Here is a 20,811-nt window from a genome sequence, read left to right as displayed (position 1 = left end):
CCTACCCGAACCCGAGGGTTCCTCACCCCCCGCGGAGGGTGGGGGCCGCTTAGGCTCGGGGACATGAGCTCCGTCAGCGTGCATCCCGTCGTTCCCACGGAGGGTGGACCGTACGCGGTCGCCGTCACCGACGACGGGGCCGTGTGGTGCTCGCTCGTGCACGCCGGTGCGCTGTTGCGGCGGGCCCCAGACGGAAGCACCACCACGGTCGACCTCGCGGCCGGCCGGCCCGGTGCCTCGCAGCCCGCGCAGGTCGCCACCGCGGGCGACGACGCCGTCTGGGTGGCCGACCTGGCGCAGAACGCGGTGCTGCTGGTGGGCCCGTCGGGCGTGCTGCGCCGGGTCGACGCGCCCTCGCCCGCAGCGCAGCCCTACGGCGTGGTGTCGCTCCACGACGGCACGGCCTGGTTCACCGAGCTGGGCGGCGACGCGCTCGGCCGGATCGGGATCCTCGGCCCGGTGGCGGAGTTCGCGACCGGCACGCTCGACGGCGGGGTGTCGATGATCGCCGCATCCGGTGACTCGCTCTGGTTCACGGCCAACCGGGCCAACGCGGTCGGTTACGTGCGGGGCGGGGATGCGGAGCCGCAGTTGTTCGCGCTGCCCACGGAGGCCGCGGGGCCGGTGGGCATCACGGTGGGCGACGACGGGGCCGCGTGGTTCACCGAGATCCTGGCGGGGGCCATCGGCCGGGTCGACCGGTCGGGTCGGTTCACCGAGTTCGCCCTGCCCGACCCGGGGTCGAAGCCGCACGCGATCGTGCGCGACCCGCGGCCCGACGCCGGCGCCTGGTTCACGCTCTGGGGCTCGAACGAGCTCGGGCACGTCGATCTCGACGGCGCGTTCACGTTCGTGTCGCTCGCCTCGACGGGGCACGAGGAGCCGCACGGGCTCGCGGTCGCCGCCGACGGCACGGTCTGGGTGGCGATGGAGACGGGCGCCCTCGTGTCGGTGGCGCCGGGGGCGTAGCGGTCGACGCCGGACGCCTGAGCCGGGACGACGGCCCGCTCCGGGTCAGATCTGAGGCCCCCGCGAGTCGGGCGCGAGAGTGGCCCCCAGGAGGTACTGCTCGACCTGACGGTAGTGCGGGTGCTCGGGCCCCACGGTGACGTTGCCGCCGTCGACCGGGAAGACGAGATGCAGCACACCCCGTTTGTCGCGCCGGTAGCTCACGCAGAGGGCGAGATTCCAGTGGGCGTCGTGGTTGCCTGCGATGAACATGACGCAATTCGACCACACCGGCGTCGACGCCGGGGTCAGCGGTCGGGGAGCGCGGACGCGATCGCGGTGAGGAGCTGGTCGGTGGTGGGAACGCCCGCGGCGCGCATCCGCTCGTCGCCGTCGGGGCCCGTGATCACGACGGTGGGGGTGCTCACGATGCCCGCGCGCTCGCTGCCCTCCGGGTCGTCGGCCACGTTCACCTCGGTCCAGCGGATGCGCCCGCCGAGCAGGCGGTCGATCTGCTCGAGCGAACTGCGGGTGCTCGAGCACGCGCCGCAGAAGCTCGACGAGTAGAGCGTGAGGCTCAGTTCAGGCATGGTCCCTCCTCTCCTGCACAACTCGGCGTGACCCCACGTTGTTCCCCAGGCGGCCGGCGAAACGGATGCGCGTGACGGCCCACGATAGAATCGAGCGTCAACCTGGAGGGAATCCACATGCCAGCGATCGTCTTGATCGGCGCCCAATGGGGCGACGAGGGCAAGGGCAAGGCCACCGATCTCCTCGGCAGCCGCGTCGACTACGTCGTCAAGTTCAACGGCGGCAACAACGCCGGCCACACCGTGGTGGTGGGCGACAAGAAGTACGCTCTGCACCTGCTGCCGTCGGGCATCCTCACCCCCGGTGTCACGCCGGTCATCGCCAACGGCGTCGTCGTCGACGTCGAGGTGCTCTTCCACGAGCTCGAGGCCCTCGGCTCCCGCGGGGTCGACGTGTCCAAGCTGCTGGTGAGCGCCAACGCTCACGTCATCACCCAGTACCACCGCACGATCGACAAGGTCACCGAGCGCTTCCTCGGCAAGCGTCAGATCGGCACCACGGGCCGGGGCATCGGCCCGGCCTACGCCGACAAGATCAACCGCGTCGGCATCCGCATCCAAGACCTGTTCGACGAGGGAATCCTGCGGCAGAAGGTCGAGGGCGCGCTCGACCTGAAGAACCACATCCTCGTGAAGGTGTACAACCGGCGGGCCATCGCGGCCGAAGAGGTCGTCGACGACCTGCTGTCGTACCGCGAGCGGCTGCGCCCGATGGTGGCCGACACGTCGCTGGTGCTCGACCGGGCGCTGCGCGACGGCAAGACGGTGCTCTTCGAGGGCGGCCAGGCCACCATGCTCGACGTCGATCACGGCACCTACCCGTTCGTCACCTCGTCGAACGCCACCTCGGGCGGCGCGGCGACGGGCTCGGGCGTGGCCCCGAACCGCATCGACCGCGTGATCGCGGTGGTGAAGGCGTACACGACCCGTGTGGGAGCCGGCCCCTTCCCCACCGAGCTGCACGACGAGTCGGGCGAGTTCCTGCGCTCGAAGGGCTTCGAGTTCGGCACCACCACGGGCCGCCCCCGCCGCACCGGCTGGTACGACGCGCCCATCGCCCGGTATACGTCGCGCATCAACGGCGTCACCGACTTCGTGCTCACCAAGCTCGACGTGCTGACCGGCCTCGAGCGCGTCCCGGTGTGCGTGGCCTACGACGTCGACGGCGTGCGGGTCGACGAGGTGCCGGTCTCGCAGACCGACTTCCACCACGCCAAGCCCATCTACGAGGAGTTCGAGGGCTGGAGCGAAGACATCACCGGCGCCCGCACCTTCGACGACCTGCCCCCGGCGGCTCAGCGGTACGTGCTCGCCCTGGAGGAGATGAGCGGCTCGCGCATCTCGGCCATCGGCGTCGGCCCCGACCGCGACGCCATCATCGTGCGGCACGACCTGCTGTCGTAGGGCCGCGCCGACCGCTCACGTCCGGGCTCGGGCTCGGGGTCGCGCTCACGCGGGCGCAGATCAGCTCGCGCGGGCGCAGGTCCGCTCACGCGGGCGAGGGCCCGTCGGCGCGAGCCCGAGCGCGGGCGCGGCGCGCCGACAGGGCGGCGACGGCCAGGCTGATCGCCACCCCCACGGCCGCACCCAGAACGGTCTCGAGCCCCCGGTCGCGCAGCATGCCGAACTCGTCGACGGGGTGGGCGAGCTGCGCCATGATCAGCGCCAGCGGCGTGATGAACACCATCGTCACCCCGTAGTTGCGCCCCACGAACAGCTCCGCCCCGGCCTGCAGCAGCACCACGAACAGCACCAGCACGAGCGGTGCCCCCGCGGCCACCAGCAACAGCAGCGCCGCCAGCGCCAGGCCCACGAACGTTCCGAGCACCCGCTGCCCGGCCCGCACGAGCTGCCCGGCCGTGTCGGCGGCTCCGAGGGCCGCCACCGCCGCCACCATCGCCCAATACGGATGGCCGAGCCCGCTCACCGTCGGGATCCCGCCGGCCACCAGCACCGCGATTCCCACGGTCGCGATCTTCACGGCCTCACCACGCCGTCCGGCCGCCTCCCGGAACGAGACCGCCCAGGTCGTGCGCGACCGTCGCCGGGCCGAGGGCGCCACAGCCCCGATCATCGAGACGACCATCGCGAGTGCCGCGCTGGCCCCCGCGAGCGCAAGCGCGGTGAGCACCCGCGACGGTTCCGCCGGCACCGAGGCGCAGGCCGCCAGCGCGAACACGAAGAAGAGCGATCCTGGTGGGTGCCAGGCCAGCGCGTCGGCCACGAAGGCGAGTGCGGCGGCGACCACCGCCACCATCGGCACCACGAGCCACTCCCGCTGGGGCGAGACGCCGATCGCCGTGCCGAGCACCACCGAGCCGACCAGGGCGACCGCCGCGGTCGCCTGCATCCGGAGCCGAGGCGCGTAGCTGTGCGAGCGCCCGTAGAGCACGGTGAACGCGCCGAAGACGGCGTAGAGCGAGAGATCGATGCGGCCGGCGGCGGTGAGCGCCAGCAGCGGGATGGCGATGGCCACCGCGGCGCGCAGGGCAACCCGGTGTGCTCCGGCGTGCGGACCGAATTCGATCAGGCGGCGCGGGTGTGGAAGGTGCTGGGTGAGGCTCATGACATCTCTCGGACGAGGGCGGAGGTCGCCGTCGACCGAAAACTAGTTTACTCGTGAACTACTATAGGCTGACCGCATGGAAAGCGGCAGCCCGAGCGAGCGCGACGTCGTCGATGAGATCCGCGACGGGTGGCGGGTGCTCCGGCCCGAGATCGACACGAGCGCCATCGAGGTGGCGGGCCGCATCCTCCGCGCGGCAGCGCTGCTCACGCGCCGGGGCGACGAGTTCCTCGCGCGTTTCGGGCTCACCCGCGGTGAGTTCGACATCCTGTCGGCGTTGCGCCGGCACGACGCCCCGCAGTCGCCCGGGTTGCTGCGCACCGTCTCGCTGGCCACCGGCCCGGCCACCACGAAGCGACTGCGGTCGCTGGCCGAACGTGCGCTGATCGTGCGCTCCGCGAATCCGGATGACGGCCGCGGCGCCCTGATCGAACTCACCGCAGCCGGGGTCGCCCTGATCGACGAGGTCTTCCCGCAGCTGCTCGAGCTCGAGGGCACGTTGCTCGACGGCATCCCGCCCGGTGACTCCGCCCAGGTGGCGGCCTCGCTCAGGCTCGCCCTCGCGAGCATCGAACGCCCCTGAACCCCGCCCCGGCCCACACCCCCGCTGGGCTCAGACGATGGAGTAGCCGTTGGGCAGGGGAGCACGGCCTGTCAGCCCGAGCAGCACCTGTTCGCCCTCGCCTCGGGCCGCGGCCACGCCCGCCGCGAGCGTGACACACGCCGCGATCGCCGCGGGCGGCTGTCCGTGCGGCAACCCCGTGGCCCGCGAGATGTCGAACGAGTGGATCACGAGCTCGAACACCCGGGTGCGCAGGTACTCGGGCAGGGCGATGCCGAGCCCGCCGATCGACACGATGCGCTCGGCCGGGGCGGCATCCACCCGGGCCGTGGCCCGCGCCAGCGCGTCGGCCACGGCCTGCGCCGGATTCTCACCCAGCCAGATACCGGCCTCGACCCCGCGCGCGGCCACCGAGGCCGGGTCGGTGAGCTCGCGGTACACCCGGGAGTAGTAGTGCTCGGCGTCGGGCACGTTCTCGAACCCGGGGTCGTCCAGGCCCAGATAGCTCTCCACCGTGAGGATGGCCCGGGTGGTGTGCCCCACGAGCGAGCGCAGCGTCCACTCCCCGAGTGCGATCTTCTCCCACGCATCGTCGGGGATGCGGGTGACGAGATCGTGGAACGCGGTGGCGGAATGTGAGAACGCGGCGGCACTGCCCATGCCCCCATCGTGGCACGGATGCGCCCATATGCTCTTTTCATGACCGCTGTGCGCCCCGATCCCGCCCGTCTGCTCGAGGGTCGCTTCGTGCGGCTCGAACCGCTCACCCGGGAGGCTCTGCCCGAGCTGCACGCCGCCATCGGGCACCCGGAGGTGTTCGCCGGAGGCTACGGCGGCGGGCCGCAGGGCTACCGCGACACGGTCGAGGGCTTCGTGGCGTTCGCCGAGACCTACTACCAGTGGGGTGTCGGCAACCCCTACGTCATCCGGCTGGTCGCGGGTGCGGATGCCGGCAGCGTGGTGGGCACCACCACGCTGGGCGACTTCGAGCCGGCCTTCGAGGCCGCGCACCTCGGCTGGACGGCGTACGACCCGCGCGTGTGGGGCACCGTGGTGAACCCCGAGGCCAAGCTGCTGCTGCTCGGCGCCGCGTTCGAGCACGGGTTCGGTCGCGTGAAGATCCAGGCCGACGTGCGGAACGAGCGGTCGCGCGCGGCGATCGCGAAGCTCGGCGCCACGTTCGAGGGCATCGTGCGCCGCGACCGCCCGCGCGCCGACGGCACCTGGCGCGACTCCGCGGTGTACTCGGTGATCGTCGAGGAGTGGCCCGCGGTGCAGGCCGCTCTGCGCGACCGGGTCGACCAGCAGGGCTCCGCGCATCCTGTGCGCTTGTAGAGCAAACGCCGGATGATCACTGCAGAGCGGCGAGGCGCTGGCCCGCGCCTCGAAGGAGTGGTGAACTAGTGGGTATGGAAGCTATCTACACTGCAATCGCGCACGCCACCGGTGGGGGCCGTGACGGCCACGTCCGCAGCGAGGACGACCGTCTCGACTTCGACACCCGCCCGCCCAAGGAGATGGGCGGCTCGGGCGAGGGCACCAACCCCGAGCAGCTCTTCGCCGCCGGCTACTCCGCGTGTTTCCTCGGCGCCCTGCACGCCGCGGGCCGCGAGTTCAAGCTCGACACCAAAGACGCCGAGGTCTCCTCGAGCGTCTCCATCGGCTCGAACGGCGAGGGCGGCTTCGGCCTGGCCGTCGAGCTCGACGTCTACGTGCCCAATCTGTCGCCCGAGGAGGCCCGCCAGGCCGCCGACAAAGCGCACACCATCTGCCCGTACTCCAACGCCACGCGCGGCAACATCGAGGTCACGGTCAACGTCGTCGAGTAGCCGCCGCTCCGCGGCCTGACGCCGTGAGACTGCCAGATCCGGGGCGCACGCCTGCCAAAGCGTGCGCCCCGGTCGCAGTCGGGCGACGGATGTCGGCGCCCGGCGCTATCGTCGCAGGGTGACCACGCCGAGCCGCCTCTCCACCACCCTCCAGTTCGCCGCGCTCGGCCTGCTCTGGGGGGCGAGCTTCCTGTTCATGAAGGTCGCCCTCGGCGGGGTGTCGTTCGGCCAGGTCGCGTGGACGCGACTGGTGCTCGGGGCCATCACGCTCGGGGTCGTGATCCTGGTGCTGCGCACGAAGCTGCCGCGCGAGCGCATCGTCTACCTGCACTTCGTGGTGATCGGCGCGTTCGGCTGCGCCATCCCCTACCTGCTCTTCGCCTGGGCCGAGCAGTACGTCACCTCGGGGCTCGCGAGCATCTACAACGCCGTCACGCCCATCACCACCGCGCTCATGGTCACCCTCGCCTTCAAGGTGGAGCGGCTCGACCGGTCGCGGGTGCTCGGCGTCGTGGCCGGCATCCTGGGCGTGATCGTCATCATCGGGCCGTGGAGCTTCGTGGCGAACGAGGCCGCGCACGGCGATCTGCTGCTCGAGCTGGCGGGGCAGCTCGCCTGCATCGGCGCGGCCGTCTGCTACGGCTTCACGTTCGGCTACATCCGCCGCTTCGTGTCGGCCCGCCACCCCGTGTCGGGGCTCACGGCCGCGTTCCTGCAGGTGGGCATGGGGGCCGCCATCCTTCTGGTGCTCACGCCGTTCGTGGCCCTCGGCCCGGTGTCGCTCGACCTGCCGATCGTGCTCAGCCTGGTGCTGCTCGGGGTGCTCGGCACGGGGCTGGCCTACTTCTGGTACATGAACATCCTGAACGCATGGGGGCCGACGGCCACCTCCACGGTCACCTACCTCACGCCCGTGGTGGGAGTGGCCCTCGGCATCATGCTGCTCGGCGAGACGCTCAGCTGGAACGCGCCGGTGGGCGCCGTGCTCGTGTTCGCTGGCATCCTGCTGGCCCAGGGGCGCATACGGCTGCCTCACCGGCGCGTCGCAGCAACGCCCCAGAAAGCGCCCGCCGAAGCTGGCTAGAGTTCTCTGCATGGCGAACGAGCACGAATCCGGTGGTTTCGACAGCACGGCGGATGTCTACGACCGGCTGGAGAGCATCCGCCAGTCGATCGACAACATCGACGCGGCCCTCATCCACATGCTCGCGGAGCGGTTCAAGTTCACGCAGACCGTGGGCCGCCTGAAGGCCGACTACGGATTGCCGCCGGCCGACCTCGAGCGCGAGAAGCGCCAGATCACGCGGTTGCGCGGGCTGGCCGAGGAGTCGCATCTCGACCCGGCCTTCGCCGAGAAGTTCTTGCAGTTCATCGTGGCGGAGGTCATCCACCACCACGAGCGCATCGCCGCCGAAGAGTCCTGAGCCCACGCTCGACCCTCCCCACCTTCGCCGAACCGTCGCAAACCGCCCTCTCTGGGCAGGCAGAGGGCTGTTTGCGACGGGTCGACGTCGAGGCGGGGGCGTCAGCCGCCGACGACGGGGCCGAAGTGCGCCGGAAGCGTCTCGCGATGGGCGCCCGAGAGCTCGGTGATCGGCACCTCGAACAGGCCCTGCACCTCGAGTGAGCCCGACTCGGCATCCGTCACACCGATGCGCAGCACCGGGATGTCGCGGCCGGCGCACAGGCCCTTGAACTTCACGTCGTCTTCGCGCGGCACCGACACGAGCACGCGGGCGGTCGACTCGCTGAACAGGGCATCGGATGCCGACACCCCGTCGCGCTCGATGATCTCGTCGAGCCACACCCGGGCTCCGATGCCGAACCGCAGCACGGCCTCGGCGAGCGTCTGGGCGAGCCCGCCGTCGGAGAGGTCGTGCGCGGAGTCGATCAGGCCCTCGAGCGCACCGGCGCGCAGCAGTTCGGCCAGCGCGGCCTCGTCGGCGAGCGACACCTGGGGCGGCAGGCCGCCGAGGTGGTCGTGGATGACGCCCGACCAGGCGGAGCCGTCGAGCTCCGAGCGGGTGACGCCGAGCAGGTACAGGTTCGACCCCTCGTCCTGCCAGCCGGAGGGGACGCGGCGCGCCACGTCGTCGATCACGCCGAGCACGGCCACCACGGGCGTGGGGTGGATGGGCTGCGAACCGGTCTGGTTGTAGAACGACACGTTGCCGCCGGTGACCGGGATCTCGAGTTCGAGACATCCGTCGGCCAGTCCCTCGACCGCCTTCGAGAACTGCCACATCACCTCGGGGTTCTCGGGGCTGCCGAAGTTGAGGCAGTCGCTGACGGCCACGGGCGTGGCGCCCGTGACGGCCACGTTGCGGTACGCCTCGGCGAGAGCGAGCTGGGCGCCGCGGTACGGATCGAGCTGGCAGTACCGGCCGTTGGCGTCGGAGGCCAGGGCGAAGCCGAGGCCCGACTCCTCGTCGACCCGGATCATGCCGCCGTCATCCGGGAACGACAGGGCAGTGTTACCGAGCACGTAGCGGTCGTACTGGTTGGTGATCCACTCCTTCGACGCCATGTTGGGCGAGGCCACCACGCGCAGGAACTCCTCGCGCAGGTCGTCGCCCGACGTGGCGCGGGGCAGGCGCGAGGCCGAGTCGGCCTGCAGTGCGTCGATCCACGCGGGGTAGGCCACGGGACGTTCGTACACCGGGCCGTCGACGGCGACGGTGCGGGGCTCGACGTTCACGATCTCCTCGCCGTGCCAGTGGATGACGAGGCGGCCCGTGTCGGTGACTTCACCGAGCACGCTGGTCTCGACATCCCACTTCGACGTGACGGCCAGGAAGCCCTCGAGCTTCTCGGGCGTCACGACCGCCATCATGCGCTCCTGGCTCTCCGACATGAGGATCTCCTCGGCGGTGAGCGACGGGTCGCGCAGCAGCACCTTGTCGAGCTCGATGAACATGCCGCCGTCGCCGTTGGAGGCGAGCTCGGAGGTGGCACACGAGATGCCGGCCGCCCCGAGGTCTTGGATGCCCTCGACGAGGTCGCCGGCGAACAGCTCGAGGCAGCACTCGATCAGCACCTTCTCGGCGAAGGGGTCGCCCACCTGCACCGCGGGGCGCTTGGTGGGCCCGCCGGCCGAGAACGTGTCGGAGGCGAGAATGGATGCGCCGCCGATGCCGTCGCCGCCGGTGCGCGCCCCGAACAGCACCACTTTGTTGCCCACCCCGCGGGCGTTGGCGAGGTGCAGGTCTTCGTGCCGCAGCACCCCGACGCTCAGCGCGTTGACGAGCGGGTTGCCCTGGTACACCTTGTCGAAGTAGGTCTCGCCGCCGATGTTGGGCAGACCGAGGCAGTTGCCGTAGAACGAGATGCCGCTGGTGACGCCGTGCACCACGCGGGCCGTGTCCGGCTCGTCGATGGCGCCGAAGCGCAGCTGGTCCATCACGGCCACCGGGCGTGCGCCCATCGAGATGATGTCGCGCACGATGCCGCCCACACCCGTGGCGGCACCCTGGAACGGCTCGATGTACGAGGGGTGGTTGTGGCTCTCGACCTTGAAGGTCACGGCCCAGCCCTCGCCCACGTCGACCACTCCGGCGTTCTCGCCCATGCCCACCATGAGGTTCTTCTTCATGGCCGGGCTGACCTTCTGGCCGAACTGGCGCAGGTAGATCTTCGACGACTTGTAGGAGCAGTGCTCGCTCCACATCACGGAGTACATGGCGAGCTCGCCGCTCGTGGGCCGGCGGCCGAGGATCTCGCGGATCTTCGCGTACTCGTCGGCCTTCAGACCGAGGGCGTCGTAGGGCTGCTCCCGCTCAGGGGTCGCGATGGCGTTATCGACGGTATCGGCATTGCTCACGCGGCCAGGACTCCTTGAGTTGCGGGGTGGGATGCGCGTCGATTCTACCGGGCCGGTGCGAGGGTGCTGTCGGCTCCCGACTGCGCTCCGGTTCCGGCGCCCTCCAGCGTTCCGGTCACCGGACCGGCGGGGTCGCCGATCACGCAGCTGATCAGCCGGTCGTCGGACTCGGTCCACGATTCCTCGGTCGGCACGAGGTAGTTGTAGTCGTAGACCGTGTCGGCGTACTCGGCGCCGAGGAACGTCTCGAAGGAGGCCAGGCAGGTCTCGTCGGCGACCGCGTCGACGGCCTCCGCGCCCGGGAACTCGCCGTCGACGGTGTCGGGCACCTCGAAGTCGTCGTACACCTCCCAGTCGTGCGGGGCGGCGCAGTCGACCACGGGCACCTCGTACACGGTGTCGCCCGACCAGTCGTCGAAGCAGTCGCCCACGGTCAGGTCGAACACGTCGGTGCCGTCTCCGGATGCGGGGCCGGGCTCGGAGGTCGAGTACGGGGCGCTGCCGGCTCCGGCTGCTCCCGCGGCTCCCGCCACCGCGATGCCGAGGAAGCTCGTCACCACGGCGATCAGCCCGATCAACAGGCCGATACCGCCGAGCGTGGCACCCACGATCACGCCGGCCAGTGCCGGACCGTTCTTCACGCCGGCCTGCTTGGACTGGTTGAGCGCGACGATCGAGATGATCAGCCCGATCACGTTGGCGAAGATCGAGACGATCAGGCCCACGATGCCCAGGGTGCGGCCCGGGAAGTCGCCGGGCGCGGTGCCGCCGGGCTGAGGCGGCGGCGGGTAACCGCCGGCCGGAGGGTACGGATACGTCGGCGGCCCGGCGGGCGGGGGCGGGTAGGCACCGGGGTGCTGGGGGTCGCTCATGGTTCTCCTCGCGGGGTCGTGCCGGCGCGCATCCGTCGCCCGCCGATGACGACGCTACCGCTCGGCCCGCGTGGAGGCGATGGGGAGAACTGCCCGGGTCAGGCCTCGGGTGCCCAGCCGAGGGCCGGGCCGAGCTTCTCGGCGATGTCGGTGAGGATCTGCGCGTAGTCGTCGGGCTCGAACGAGAAGGGCAGCGCGAACGCCACCTCGTCGACCTCGCGGAAGGCGATGTCGGCATAGAGGGCGCCGGCGATCTCGGCCGAGGTGCCCACCAGGTCGGCCGCGAACAGCATGCGTTTCGGGCCCATCGGCACACCCACCCGCCCGGCCCGCGAGGCCGCGTAGGCCTCGTACCGGGCGCGCTGCTCGGCGCTCGCCGAGTCGGTGGGGATGACCACGAGGCCCTGCGACACCCGCGCCGCCGAGCCGTCGGTGTGGTGCTCGCGGTAGCTCAGGATCTGCGCCAGCTGGTTGGTGGCGAAGTCGTCGCCGTTCTCGCCCTGCACCACGCTCGAGGTGAGGAAGTGGAACCCGTTGTCGCCGGCCCACTCCGCCGAGCGGGTGCTGCCCCCGCCGTACCAGAGGCGGTCGACGAGCCCCGCGGCGTGCGGCTGCACGGTGTCGGCGAACTCCTCGATGCCCTGGCGGCCGGCGAAGGTGCCCGCCACGTCGCCCCGCACGAAGTCGCGGAAGCGCAGCAGCCGGCCGTAGTCGAAGTCCTCCTGCTCGAAGGTGTTCGGGTAGATCGCGTCGCGGTAGCTGTCGAGGTTCATCGGCACCCCGGCCGAGAACCCCGGGTTCAGGCGGCCATGGGTGAGCACGTCGACCGTGGCGAGGTCTTCGGCCAGCCGGAACGGGTTCTCGGCGCCGATCGGGATCACGGCGGTGCCCAGCGCGATGCGCGAGGTGCGCTGCGACGCCGCGGCGAGCACGGCCGTGGGCGACGAGATGCCGTACTGCAGGTGCCGCTGCCGCAGCCAGGCGCTGTCGAAGCCGAGGCGCTCGCCGCGCTCGATCACCTGCAGCGTCGTCTCGTGGCCGGCGGCGGGATCGGCCGGGTCGAACAGGCCGATGGTGAGAAATCCCAGGCGCTTCAGCGGGGTTCCGGGTACGGGCATGAGTCGAGGGTACGCCGGTGGTGGGGTGGGCCGAGGCGGGCGGTCATGCACCGTCACGCCCGGTCGTCGGTCGGGCCGGGTCGGGTCGGGCCGGGTCAGGCGGGGTCAGCGGGTGGGGGCGAGGGCGGCGGCCACGTCGTCCCACCAGCGGGCGCTGTCGGCCCGGGCGGCCTCGGCCCGGTCGAGGCCGGCCACCCGGATGCGCCCCCGGTCGCTCCACACCCGGTCGAGCAGAGCGGCAGCGGCCCCGCCTGCCCCGCCGTGCGCCCCGAGCAGGTCGTCCAGCGGCAGCACGGCGTCCTGCCCGAGGTTGCCGAGCGCGCCGGTGAGCTTCACCGAGGTGTAGTCGTCCACCGAGATGCCGATGGTGGGCACGCCGCCCGACACGGCGAAGACGGCCGGGTGGTACCGGCTCGTCAGCACGAGCGCCGCCTCGCGGGCGAGGGCAGCCGCCGAGACGGAGTCGCCCGGCACCACCGCGGTCGACGGATGCCGCATCGACGCCGCCACCCGGTCGTGCAGCACGGAGTCGCCGCGCACCGCACCCGGCACGAGCGATCCGAAGTGCGCCACGAACAGCACGTCGAGCCCCCGGTCGGCGATGTCGTCGAGCAGTGCGGCTGCCGCCCGCACGAAGGCGTCGGGGTCGCGCCCGTTCAGGTGGGTGGAGAACGTGACGGCGCAGTAGTCCCGACCGGCCGGGCCCGCCGAGCCCGGTGCGGCCGGCACCCGGTCGCCCACGAAGCTCGCGTCGTCGACCGTCGCGTGCAGCACCTCAGCCGGCACCCCGAGCCGCCGGCAGAGCGCGAACGACGCCGGCTCCCGCAACCCCACCCGTCTCGCCGAGGAGAGCAGCTCCGTCACGAGCCGGGCGTCGTCGTCGCCGAGCTCCGGCCCGATGGTCTGCCCGCTCACCACGAGGGGCCGTCCGAGGGCCTCGGCCACGGCTCCGAGCGTCGCCCGCTCGAACACGTGCAACGGCCAGGTGGAGGCCATGTTGCCACCGCCGGTCACGAGCACGCCGTCGGCGGCGCGAACCGCCTCGATCACCGAGAACGCCGGGTCGCCGGCGGCCAGCAGGCCGCTCTCGCCGCGGGCCGTCTGCACGACCCGGCGCATCCGTTCGCCGTCGGCGGCCCGGTCGTGGGCGGAACCGGCGCTGAAGCCGATGCGCGCCACGGAGTCGACGCCGTACCGCTCGGCCGTCTCGGCCGGGTTCGCCGACACCGCGGTCACCTGCGTCGCACCCCGCTGCCGCAGCTGGTGCAGCGCCTCGTCGAACATCGCCTCGTCGCCGATGTGGATCATGTCGTCGAGCACTCCGACGTCGCCGAGCAGCACGAGGCGCATGTGGTCTCCAGAGGGGTCGGGTGAACGGCGCGGGAACGCCGGATTCACGGTAGCGGATCGAGGGAGCGCTCCCAGCCGCCTCGGCTTAGGATCGACGGTGTTCAGCGTGAGCTGGGAGAGACACGACCGAGGGGGCTCCCATGGGGATCCAGACATCGCTGGACGCCGTGCGCGGCGCGGAGCACATCGTCGACGCCATGCGGCTCGCCGACGACCTGGCCTTCGAGGCCAACCGAGACCCGGGTGCCCGCACCATCCGCATCCTGATCGCCGCGCTCGACGACGCCGATCAGCTCGTGGCCATCGCCGCCACCCACGCCCTGGCGCAGGTGTTCGACGAGCAGGCCGACGCGGCACTCTCCCGGCTGCTGTCGAGCGACCGTATATTCCTGCGCGAGCATGCAGCGTGGGCCATCGGCTCGCGCATCCCGCGGCTGGATGCGGTGGGCCGGTTGATCGGCATGGTCGCCGAGGGCGGCTTCGGCGGCATGCTGGCGCAGCGCACCCTCGAGCAGTGGGCGTTCCCCACCCCCGAGCACATCGCGGTGGGGCTCGAGGGTGCGCTCCTCGGCATCCACGACTCCGGCGCCCGCTACCGGCTGGTGGAGTCGCTCGGTCTCGTCCGGGGGCGCATCGCCACGGCTCCGCTGCGCACGATCGCCGCCGACGAGGGTGAGGCCGAGCAGGTGCGCGTGGCCGCCGTGTCGGCGCTCGGCCAGCGGCGCGACGACCTCGCGGCCACCGAGATCCGCTCCTTCCTCGACGGGCTCACGGCCGGCACCTCCTACCTCGCCGACGTGGCCCGCCTGGCCCTGATCGACTTCGCGGGCGGGGCCGCCGTGCGCCGCGAGCCGCACGACGACCTCACGGTGGCCCAGCTCTTCCTGCACGCCGACATCGACGCCGACCTCAGCCACGCGGGTTCGGGCGACAACGGCGGCATCGCCACGCTGCTGGTGCGGCTCGGCGACGCGCTCTCCGACCCGTCCAGCGTCGAGCGCGTGCAGCGGGTCATCACCATGTCGCGGGGCTCGGTGGCAGGGGCCGTCGACAGCGTGGCCGAGATCCGGGCCAGTACCGAAGGGCACGTCTACGGGCGCATCCCGCTGCTCAGCCCGCCGGTGAACAGCGCCTCCGCCTGGCCCCTGCGGGTCGCGGCCCGGCGCGGCATCCGGCGCATGCTGCGGGCGGCGGGCGGGGTCGACCTGCTGCACCTGCGGATGGCCGACGTCGGCAGCCTGGCGGCCGCCGACGTGGCGCGCGAGCTCGACGTGCCGATGGTGTTCACGGTGGCGCCCGACCCGCACGCGGTGATCCGCTCGATGGACCTGGCAGGCTCGCTCACCCGCGCCAACTTCGGCGAGGTCGACGAGAACGAGCACTTCTGGTTCCGCACCCGGCTGGTGCAGCGGCTGGCCTCGAACGCCGACCACAGCGTGCTGTTCCCGCGGCCGCAGCTGGAGAAGGACATGCGCGAGCTGGTGGGCATCGACGTCACCTCGCATCCCGAACGCCACACCGTGGTGCCCGAGGGCATCGACCTCGGCGTGGTCGACCGCGGGGTCGCGGAGGCGGCGGCCCAGGCCTCGGGCCAGCCCGCCACGCCGCCCCTGGCCGAGCTGACGGCGCTGCTCGAGCAGCTGGCGCCGGAGCGGCGCGGGCTGCCGCTGCTGGTGAGCGTGGGGCGCTTCCACCGGGTGAAGGGCATGTCCTCCATCGTCGAGGCGTGGGCCACCGGCCCGCTCCGCGACCAGGCGAACCTGCTGCTGATCGGCGGCGACCTCGAGAACCCCTCGGTCGACGAGCGCGAGCAGCTGGCTTTGATGGATGCCCGCGTGCCCGCCGCCCGGCGCCTCGAACGCGGTCTGCTGCTGCCCGGCCACCGGCCGAACGACACCGTGGCGCGCTGGGTGGCCGCGGCGCGCTTCGGCGTGCCGGGGCTGGCGGCGCCGAACGGCGTCTACGTGTGCGGCAGTGTGAAGGAGGAGTTCGGCATCGCGCTGCTGGAGGCCATGGCCTCCGGACTGCTCGTCGTGGCCCCTGACGGCGGAGGCCCGGCCACCTACGTGGAACGCGGGGTCACCGGCATCCTCACCCGCACCTGGAACGTGTCGGAGCTGGGACTCGCCATGTGGGAGGCCTTCGCCCTGGCTCAGTCGTGCGCCAACCCGGGCCAGCCCGACGCCTCGCGCAGCACGGTCGAACGCAGCTTCACCGTCGAGGCGATGGCCACCGCCCTCGTGGGCGTCTACGACGGGGTGCACACCGAGAACGCCCCGGTGGGCGCGCTGTGACGCTGCTCATCATCAGCCCCGACTACGCCTCGCACCTGCTGCCGCTGGCCACGCTCGGCACGGCCTGGCGCGAGGCGGGCGAGCGGGTGGTGGTGGCCACGGGTCCGGCGACGGATGCGATCGTGCGGTCGTTCGGTTACGAGCGCGTCGAGCTGCAGCTGGGCAAGGGCTCGAACCCCGGCGTCATCCGTGCCGAGGACCAGCCGGCCGGGGAGGACGACGCGCTCCGCGGGTTCTTCGACGCCACCCGCCGGGGCATGGTGGAGGCGCTGGCGTTCCAGGCCGAGGCCCGGTTGTCGGACCTGATGTGGGAGCCCGTGCGCACCGCCCGGGCCGTGCAACGGGTGGTGCGGGAGGTGGCGCCCGATCGCATCCTGGTGGATCATCTGGCATTCAGTGCGCGGCTGGGGCTCGTGGCCGCGGGGATCGAGCACGTCGACGTGGTGCTGGGGCATCCGTCGGCGCTGCCGGTGGGGGGCTCGGAGGTCTACGGCTTCCCACCCGCCTGGCCCGCCGTGTTCACGCCGTCGGAGTCGTCGCTCGCGGCCCTCCGGGAGCTCTGCGAGCGGGTCGACGCGACCTTCACCGCCGAGTGGAACAGCGCGCTCGCCGAGCTCGACCCCGCCCTCCCGCCGTCGCCGAGCGCCTTCGAGGAGCACGGCGGCACCCTGCTGTTCAACTACCCGGCCGAGCTGGCCGACGCCCGCCGCCTCGAGCTGTACGGTCCCTCGGCCTTCATCGGCTCGGCGGTGCGGGCCGAAGATCCGGCGCAGGTCGAACCGGTCACGGCGTGGATCGAGTCGTCGAGCGAACCCATCGTCTACGTGAGTTTCGGCAGCTTCCTGTCCGTGCGCGGCGACGTGCTCGCCCGGGTGACGGATGCGCTCCGCTCACTCGCGGCATCCGGAACCCCGCTGCGGGTCGCCCTGGCCATCGGCTCGGCCGACCGCGCCGCCCTCGGCGAGCTGCCGCCGACGTGGCTCGTGCAGGAGTTCCTGCCGCAGGTGGCGCTGCTCGCGGCGTCGGCCGCGGCGGTCACGCACGGGGGCAACAACAGCGTCACCGAGGCCATGAGCGCGGGGGTGCCGCTCGTGGTGCTGCCCTTCTCCACCGACCAGTTCGCGGGGGCGGCGGCGCTCGTTGACGCGGGCTTCGCACGGGCGCTGGACCCCAACACGGCCGGGCCGCACGAACTGGCGGCGGCGGTCGCGGAGGTTCTGGCGCTCCCGGCCGAGCCGGCGGGCCGTCTCGCGGCCCTCGCGGCGTCCCTCCGGGCCACCCCCGGCCCGGCGCGCGCCTTCGCGGCGGCCGCCGCGCGCTGACGCGCCCGGCCCCTGCTGCGGGCCTGGTGCGGGGCGGGTCAGGCCGCGGGCTCGGGCTCGGGGTGGGGCTCGCCGTGCACGAGGCGGCGCATGGCATCGGGGGTGGAGGCCGCACGGTACTGCTCCATCAGGGCGGCGTTCGCGTCGTAGTTCGGGCCCTCGCGGAGCTCGGCCACGTGATGCAGGGCGTAGACCCGTCCGGCGTGGCGGCGCGGGGGCTCGCCGAGCAGCGTCTCGTGGGCCACGTGCCAGGCGGCGTCCTCGAAGCCCCAGCCGCGGAACCGTTCATCCTGCCCGCCGTGGCTCGCCCACGTCTCGGGGGTCGTGACGTACACGCCCGAGCAGGCGCCTCGCACGATCTCGTGCGAGCATCCGTTCAGCGGGGTGCCCGCGGTGAACTCGGCGGTTCCGGCCGCGCCGAGCCAGCGGTACTCGGTGTACGGCAGATGCACCCGCCCCGAGGTGCGCGCGGCGGCGATGGCCTCGAGCAGCGGCTCGCGCTCGGGGATGGTGTCGGCGTCGCCCACCACGACCACCTCGTGCGGGTCGCTCATCCGCCCCACGCCCAGGTTGCGGCAACGGGCGAGATTGAAGGCCTCGTCGTCGGAGTCGACGATCAGCACCGGCACGTCGCCGAGCGCCTCGCGGTACCAGGCGACCACCGCGTCGAACGCGGGCAGGCGGGAGGGCTGCGGCCTCCACGGGATGACGATCGTGACCATGGTTCGAGAATAAGGGGATGCGGGGGGCTGCCTGCACGCGGGTCTCCCCCAGGCGGGGTACGGGTGGGTACGGGCGGCGCGGGGGCGTGGTGCGGGGCCGGGGGCGCCGGGTTACGCTCGGGCCATGGGCGACGTGGTGAGCATCGAGCTCGTGCTCGACGAGGTCGCCGAGGCGCAGGTGCGGGCCGAGTGGGTGGCGCTCGCCGAGGCGGGGCTGTCGAGTCTCGCGGCGCACACCGCACCCTCGAACGCGCCGCACCTCACGGTGGCCGTGCGCGAGACGCTGGGCGGCTTCGACCTGGGCGACGAGGTGCGCGCGATGCTGCCGCTGCCCGTGACGCTGGGCGCGCCGATGCTGTTCGGAGCGGGCGAGCGACGGGTGCTCGTGCGCTCGGTGGTGGTGGGGATGCCGCTGCTGCGCCTGCACGCCGCGCTGCACGAGCGGCTCGGCCCGGGCGAGGATGCGCCGTTCACCGCTCAGGGGGAGTGGACCCCGCACGTCACGCTCGCGCGTCGGCTGAAGCTCGGCGACCTCCCCCGGGCGCTCCCGCTCGTGGGTGGTCTGCTTGCCGCGCAGGTCGTGGGGGTGCGGCGATGGGATGCGGCCGAGAAACTGATCACCCTGCTCGAGTGAGCCGGCAGGGTTCGCGGGGCGTGCGCCCCGATCGAGCCTGGGCAAACCCTCCGACCCCCGGGCATCCGGACGTGGCCTGGCTAGCCTTGATGAAACCGACGAACGGAGACCTCATGTGGTTCCTCATCATTCTCGGCGGGCTCGGAGCCCTCATCGCGACGCTCGGTGCGCTCACCGGCATCCGTCAGCGTCGCGCCGGCGACTACAGCGACCGGCTCGACCCGCGTGACGTGCCCGGCCGCAGCAACTCCGACGCGCAGGCGGCCGTCGGGGCGGCGCACCACGGGCGGTCGACCGGCAGCGGCAGCCTGAGCATCTGATCTGTTCACCGTCCGGTAACCGATCGATGACAGCATCCGCTCATGTCGACTTCTGATCCCTTCCTCCCCTTCGGCGAACCGCCCGCCGACGACGCCGACGACGCCAGGGTCCGCGACCTCCGCGACGACCCCGAGGACGACACCGCCTCCGACCTCTCCGACCTCCCCGACCTCTCCGAGCGCGCCGGGGCCGACGACGCCGCCGCTCTCGACGACCCCGACGCCGAGGAGGCCGCCGCGCGCGAGCGCCTGCACGCCGAGCAGTCGCCGTTCCAGCGTCCCCACCCCGGCGACCGGCTCACGGCCGAGCAGCTGGCCGCGCGCGAGGCGGGGTCCGCCGCCCCGGATGCGGGCGAGCCGGCCGGCTCTTAGCCGCGACGCCGGCTCCCGTCCTCGCGTGACGGGGCCGCCCGGTGCGCTTCGCGCACGCCTCGCGGCCGCCGGCCGCCTCACGGGGTCGGCAGCCGTTCTGCGTGCGCGGACCGCGCCCGCAGCGCTCGACCAGCCCCTCCCGCGGTACCGCACCGGTCGCGGCGGAGGGCCCGGGGTCTCCACAGGTGCAGGAGCGGCCGATCCGTCCACAGGTCGGGCTGATCGGAGCCAACTCACGGGTGAGCGGCGTAGCGTGAACGCATCCCGACCGAGCCGCAGTCTGCGGCCGCCGGATGGTCGAAAGAAGTGATGCAGATGGCTCGAAACTGGCAGCGCTGGGCACCCGCGGTCGCGGCCCCCGCCGTGATCGCCGTCGTCGTCGGAGGTGCGCTCGTCGCGGGCTCCGCCTCGGCCGATCTTCCCGAGAAGTCGCCCGAGCAGGTGCTCGAGCTGGCGGCCTCGGCCGACGTGCAGTCGTTCTCCGGCACCGTCGAGCAGAGTTCCGATCTGGGCCTGCCCGATCTGTCGGGGTTCACCGGGTCGAGCGCGAGTGGATCCGGGTCATCGGGTTCGGCTTCGGATGCGGATTCGTCCGACGGCGGTTCGGCCGCGGAGTCCGGGCTCTCGCCCGCATCCGCTCTCGAACTGCTCACCGGCACCCACGAGGCTCGGGTCTATGCCGACGGCGGCGACAAGCTGCGCGTGCAGGTGCTCGATCAGCTGGCCGAGCGCGACGTGGTGCGAAACGGCGACGACCTCTGGCTCTACGACTCGAGTGACGACTCCGCCGTGCACACCACGCTCCCCGCGAACGCCGGCGACGGAGCCTCAGCGGCCGCCCCCGGCACCGTTCCCACGCCCGCCGAGGTGGCCCAGCGCTTCCTCGAGTCCGTCGACCCGTCGACCGATGTCTCCCTCGGCGCCGACACCACGGTGGCGGGCCGCGAGGCCTACGACCTGGTGTTGACGCCCCGCACCGATGAAACCCTGGTGGGGTCGGTCTCGATCGCCGTCGACTCCGAGACGGGCCTGCCGCTCCGGGTCGAGGTGCTGGCGCGCGGGGCGAGCGATCCGGCGTTCGAGGTGGGCTTCTCGTCGCTCTCGCTCGACACCCCGTCGGCCGACCTCTTCGACTTCACGGCCCCCGAGGGCGCGACGGTCACGGAGAAGCCGCTCCCCACGGGTTCTGCAAACCGTGACGACACCGGGTCGGGCGCACCCTCCGACCACGCGCAGCCCGTCGTCACCGGCGAGGGCTGGGGGGCGGTGGTCGAGGTTCCGCTGGGCACGGCCGACCTCGGCGACGTCACGTCGTCGCCGCTGTTCGGTCAGCTCACCACACGCGTCGACGGCGGCAGCCTGCTGCAGACCACGCTGGTGTCGGTGCTGCTCACCGACGACGGCCGCGTGTTCGCCGGTGCGGTCGGCGGCGACACGCTGGAGGCCGCCGCCGCGGCGGCCCCGGTGGTCGCTCCGGCCCCGTGATCGGCCC

At 72.5% G+C, this 20,811-nt stretch carries 22 protein-coding genes; 13 read left to right on the top strand and 9 right to left on the bottom strand.

Features of this window, described 5'->3' with window-relative positions; genetic code table 11:
• The first annotated feature begins 63 nt into the window (after positions 1-63).
• Positions 64-969, top strand: a complete 906-nt coding sequence (locus ACEXOR_RS08340) for a Vgb family protein (RefSeq protein ID WP_374849089.1) — start codon at positions 64-66, stop codon at positions 967-969.
• Between the two features lie 45 nt (positions 970-1,014).
• Here ACEXOR_RS08340 and ACEXOR_RS08335 read toward each other — a convergent pair whose 3' ends face one another.
• Positions 1,015-1,221: a hypothetical protein gene (locus ACEXOR_RS08335; RefSeq protein ID WP_374849088.1), complete on the bottom strand. Its 207-nt coding sequence runs from the start codon at positions 1,219-1,221 to the stop codon at positions 1,015-1,017.
• Between the two features lie 35 nt (positions 1,222-1,256).
• Positions 1,257-1,538 carry a thioredoxin family protein gene (locus tag ACEXOR_RS08330; protein WP_374849087.1) on the bottom strand — a complete coding sequence of 94 codons (282 nt, stop codon included), beginning with the start codon at positions 1,536-1,538 and terminating at the stop codon, positions 1,257-1,259.
• 117 nt (positions 1,539-1,655) lie between these two features.
• On the opposite strand from ACEXOR_RS08330, the gene ACEXOR_RS08325 reads away from it, so the two are divergent.
• Positions 1,656-2,942: an adenylosuccinate synthase gene (locus tag ACEXOR_RS08325; RefSeq protein ID WP_374849086.1), complete on the top strand. Its 1,287-nt coding sequence runs from the start codon at positions 1,656-1,658 to the stop codon at positions 2,940-2,942.
• An 85-nt stretch (positions 2,943-3,027) separates the two neighbouring features.
• On the opposite strand, the gene ACEXOR_RS08320 is transcribed toward ACEXOR_RS08325, so the two are convergent.
• On the bottom strand, positions 3,028-4,104 hold the full coding sequence (locus tag ACEXOR_RS08320) for an FUSC family protein (protein ID WP_374849084.1): 1,077 nt from the start codon (positions 4,102-4,104) through the stop codon (positions 3,028-3,030).
• A gap of 76 nt (positions 4,105-4,180) precedes the next feature.
• Between ACEXOR_RS08320 and ACEXOR_RS08315 the strand changes: the two genes are divergently transcribed.
• A complete protein-coding gene (locus ACEXOR_RS08315) occupies positions 4,181-4,687 on the top strand; it encodes a MarR family winged helix-turn-helix transcriptional regulator (protein WP_374849082.1) in 507 nt (168 codons plus the stop codon).
• Between the two features lie 30 nt (positions 4,688-4,717).
• Here ACEXOR_RS08315 and ACEXOR_RS08310 read toward each other — a convergent pair whose 3' ends face one another.
• Positions 4,718-5,326 (bottom strand): maleylpyruvate isomerase family mycothiol-dependent enzyme, encoded by a 609-nt coding sequence (locus ACEXOR_RS08310; protein ID WP_374849080.1) that lies wholly within the window; start codon positions 5,324-5,326, stop codon positions 4,718-4,720.
• Between the two features lie 39 nt (positions 5,327-5,365).
• Between ACEXOR_RS08310 and ACEXOR_RS08305 the strand changes: the two genes are divergently transcribed.
• The 4 genes from ACEXOR_RS08305 to ACEXOR_RS08290 all read left to right on the top strand — a co-directional run bounded on the left by ACEXOR_RS08305 (position 5,366) and on the right by ACEXOR_RS08290 (position 7,919).
• Positions 5,366-6,001 (top strand): GNAT family N-acetyltransferase, encoded by a 636-nt coding sequence (locus tag ACEXOR_RS08305; RefSeq protein ID WP_374849079.1) that lies wholly within the window; start codon positions 5,366-5,368, stop codon positions 5,999-6,001.
• A gap of 74 nt (positions 6,002-6,075) precedes the next feature.
• On the top strand, positions 6,076-6,495 hold the full coding sequence (locus ACEXOR_RS08300) for an organic hydroperoxide resistance protein (RefSeq protein WP_374849078.1): 420 nt from the start codon (positions 6,076-6,078) through the stop codon (positions 6,493-6,495).
• 118 nt (positions 6,496-6,613) lie between these two features.
• On the top strand, positions 6,614-7,579 hold the full coding sequence (locus ACEXOR_RS08295) for a DMT family transporter (RefSeq protein WP_374849077.1): 966 nt from the start codon (positions 6,614-6,616) through the stop codon (positions 7,577-7,579).
• A 10-nt stretch (positions 7,580-7,589) separates the two neighbouring features.
• A complete protein-coding gene (locus tag ACEXOR_RS08290; protein WP_374849076.1) occupies positions 7,590-7,919 on the top strand; it encodes a chorismate mutase in 330 nt (109 codons plus the stop codon).
• A gap of 101 nt (positions 7,920-8,020) precedes the next feature.
• Here the strand turns inward: ACEXOR_RS08290 and purL are convergent, their stop codons facing one another.
• From purL to ACEXOR_RS08270, 4 genes are all read right to left on the bottom strand, one after another.
• Positions 8,021-10,315, bottom strand: coding sequence for a phosphoribosylformylglycinamidine synthase subunit PurL (purL, locus tag ACEXOR_RS08285; RefSeq protein WP_374849075.1), 2,295 nt, complete (start codon positions 10,313-10,315; stop codon positions 8,021-8,023).
• Positions 10,316-10,359: 44 nt separating this feature from the next.
• Positions 10,360-11,187 carry a DUF4190 domain-containing protein gene (locus tag ACEXOR_RS08280; RefSeq protein WP_374849074.1) on the bottom strand — a complete coding sequence of 276 codons (828 nt, stop codon included), beginning with the start codon at positions 11,185-11,187 and terminating at the stop codon, positions 10,360-10,362.
• A 98-nt stretch (positions 11,188-11,285) separates the two neighbouring features.
• Complete coding sequence (locus tag ACEXOR_RS08275; RefSeq protein WP_374849073.1) at positions 11,286-12,305, bottom strand: LLM class flavin-dependent oxidoreductase; 1,020 nt, start codon at positions 12,303-12,305, stop codon at positions 11,286-11,288.
• A 105-nt stretch (positions 12,306-12,410) separates the two neighbouring features.
• Positions 12,411-13,655 (bottom strand): polysaccharide pyruvyl transferase family protein, encoded by a 1,245-nt coding sequence (locus ACEXOR_RS08270; RefSeq protein ID WP_374849072.1) that lies wholly within the window; start codon positions 13,653-13,655, stop codon positions 12,411-12,413.
• A gap of 140 nt (positions 13,656-13,795) precedes the next feature.
• Here ACEXOR_RS08270 and ACEXOR_RS08265 point away from each other — a divergent pair, with 140 nt between their 5' ends.
• Together ACEXOR_RS08265 and ACEXOR_RS08260 are read left to right on the top strand one after the other, a co-directional pair.
• Positions 13,796-15,949, top strand: a complete 2,154-nt coding sequence (locus tag ACEXOR_RS08265; RefSeq protein WP_374849071.1) for a glycosyltransferase — start codon at positions 13,796-13,798, stop codon at positions 15,947-15,949.
• A complete protein-coding gene (locus ACEXOR_RS08260; RefSeq protein ID WP_374849070.1) occupies positions 15,946-17,271 on the top strand; it encodes a glycosyltransferase in 1,326 nt (441 codons plus the stop codon). Before ACEXOR_RS08265 ends, ACEXOR_RS08260 begins: the two co-directional genes overlap by 4 nt.
• Before the next feature lie 38 nt (positions 17,272-17,309).
• Here the strand turns inward: ACEXOR_RS08260 and ACEXOR_RS08255 are convergent, their stop codons facing one another.
• Positions 17,310-17,993: a hypothetical protein gene (locus ACEXOR_RS08255; protein ID WP_374849069.1), complete on the bottom strand. Its 684-nt coding sequence runs from the start codon at positions 17,991-17,993 to the stop codon at positions 17,310-17,312.
• A gap of 124 nt (positions 17,994-18,117) precedes the next feature.
• On the opposite strand from ACEXOR_RS08255, the gene ACEXOR_RS08250 reads away from it, so the two are divergent.
• The 4 genes from ACEXOR_RS08250 to ACEXOR_RS08235 all read left to right on the top strand — a co-directional run bounded on the left by ACEXOR_RS08250 (position 18,118) and on the right by ACEXOR_RS08235 (position 20,804).
• Complete coding sequence (locus ACEXOR_RS08250) at positions 18,118-18,627, top strand: 2'-5' RNA ligase family protein (protein WP_374849068.1); 510 nt, start codon at positions 18,118-18,120, stop codon at positions 18,625-18,627.
• Positions 18,628-18,716: 89 nt separating this feature from the next.
• The gene (locus ACEXOR_RS08245) at positions 18,717-18,947 is read left to right on the top strand and encodes a hypothetical protein (RefSeq protein WP_374849067.1); all 231 of its coding nucleotides are present in this window, start codon (positions 18,717-18,719) and stop codon (positions 18,945-18,947) included.
• 42 nt (positions 18,948-18,989) lie between these two features.
• Complete coding sequence (locus tag ACEXOR_RS08240) at positions 18,990-19,319, top strand: hypothetical protein (protein ID WP_374849066.1); 330 nt, start codon at positions 18,990-18,992, stop codon at positions 19,317-19,319.
• A 315-nt stretch (positions 19,320-19,634) separates the two neighbouring features.
• Positions 19,635-20,804 (top strand): LolA family protein, encoded by a 1,170-nt coding sequence (locus ACEXOR_RS08235; protein WP_374849065.1) that lies wholly within the window; start codon positions 19,635-19,637, stop codon positions 20,802-20,804.
• Positions 20,805-20,811 lie beyond the last annotated feature (7 nt).

Origin of the sequence: Herbiconiux liangxiaofengii (genome assembly GCF_041927335.1) — a bacterium.
Classification (GTDB): Bacteria; Actinomycetota; Actinomycetes; order Actinomycetales; family Microbacteriaceae; genus Herbiconiux; species Herbiconiux liangxiaofengii.
The sequence above is the reverse complement of the archived record's forward strand: the minus strand, read 5'-3'. Positions and strand labels throughout refer to the sequence as shown.

Excerpts from the sequence above, each read along its gene's own strand:
- ACEXOR_RS08340 (WP_374849089.1), top strand. The coding sequence starts at position 64 with ATGAGCTCCGTCAGCGTGCATCCCGTCGTTCCCACGGAGGGTGGACCG.
- ACEXOR_RS08335 (WP_374849088.1), bottom strand. The coding sequence starts at position 1,221 with ATGTTCATCGCAGGCAACCACGACGCCCACTGGAATCTCGCCCTCTGC.
- ACEXOR_RS08330 (WP_374849087.1), bottom strand. The coding sequence starts at position 1,538 with ATGCCTGAACTGAGCCTCACGCTCTACTCGTCGAGCTTCTGCGGCGCG.
- ACEXOR_RS08325 (WP_374849086.1), top strand. The coding sequence starts at position 1,656 with ATGCCAGCGATCGTCTTGATCGGCGCCCAATGGGGCGACGAGGGCAAG.
- ACEXOR_RS08320 (WP_374849084.1), bottom strand. The coding sequence starts at position 4,104 with ATGAGCCTCACCCAGCACCTTCCACACCCGCGCCGCCTGATCGAATTC.
- ACEXOR_RS08315 (WP_374849082.1), top strand. The coding sequence starts at position 4,181 with ATGGAAAGCGGCAGCCCGAGCGAGCGCGACGTCGTCGATGAGATCCGC.
- ACEXOR_RS08310 (WP_374849080.1), bottom strand. The coding sequence starts at position 5,326 with ATGGGCAGTGCCGCCGCGTTCTCACATTCCGCCACCGCGTTCCACGAT.
- ACEXOR_RS08305 (WP_374849079.1), top strand. The coding sequence starts at position 5,366 with ATGACCGCTGTGCGCCCCGATCCCGCCCGTCTGCTCGAGGGTCGCTTC.
- ACEXOR_RS08300 (WP_374849078.1), top strand. The coding sequence starts at position 6,076 with ATGGAAGCTATCTACACTGCAATCGCGCACGCCACCGGTGGGGGCCGT.
- ACEXOR_RS08290 (WP_374849076.1), top strand. The coding sequence starts at position 7,590 with ATGGCGAACGAGCACGAATCCGGTGGTTTCGACAGCACGGCGGATGTC.
- ACEXOR_RS08280 (WP_374849074.1), bottom strand. The coding sequence starts at position 11,187 with ATGAGCGACCCCCAGCACCCCGGTGCCTACCCGCCCCCGCCCGCCGGG.
- ACEXOR_RS08275 (WP_374849073.1), bottom strand. The coding sequence starts at position 12,305 with ATGCCCGTACCCGGAACCCCGCTGAAGCGCCTGGGATTTCTCACCATC.
- ACEXOR_RS08270 (WP_374849072.1), bottom strand. The coding sequence starts at position 13,655 with ATGCGCCTCGTGCTGCTCGGCGACGTCGGAGTGCTCGACGACATGATC.
- ACEXOR_RS08265 (WP_374849071.1), top strand. The coding sequence starts at position 13,796 with ATGGGGATCCAGACATCGCTGGACGCCGTGCGCGGCGCGGAGCACATC.
- ACEXOR_RS08255 (WP_374849069.1), bottom strand. The coding sequence starts at position 17,993 with ATGGTCACGATCGTCATCCCGTGGAGGCCGCAGCCCTCCCGCCTGCCC.
- ACEXOR_RS08250 (WP_374849068.1), top strand. The coding sequence starts at position 18,118 with ATGGGCGACGTGGTGAGCATCGAGCTCGTGCTCGACGAGGTCGCCGAG.
- ACEXOR_RS08245 (WP_374849067.1), top strand. The coding sequence starts at position 18,717 with ATGAAACCGACGAACGGAGACCTCATGTGGTTCCTCATCATTCTCGGC.
- ACEXOR_RS08240 (WP_374849066.1), top strand. The coding sequence starts at position 18,990 with ATGTCGACTTCTGATCCCTTCCTCCCCTTCGGCGAACCGCCCGCCGAC.
- ACEXOR_RS08235 (WP_374849065.1), top strand. The coding sequence starts at position 19,635 with ATGGCTCGAAACTGGCAGCGCTGGGCACCCGCGGTCGCGGCCCCCGCC.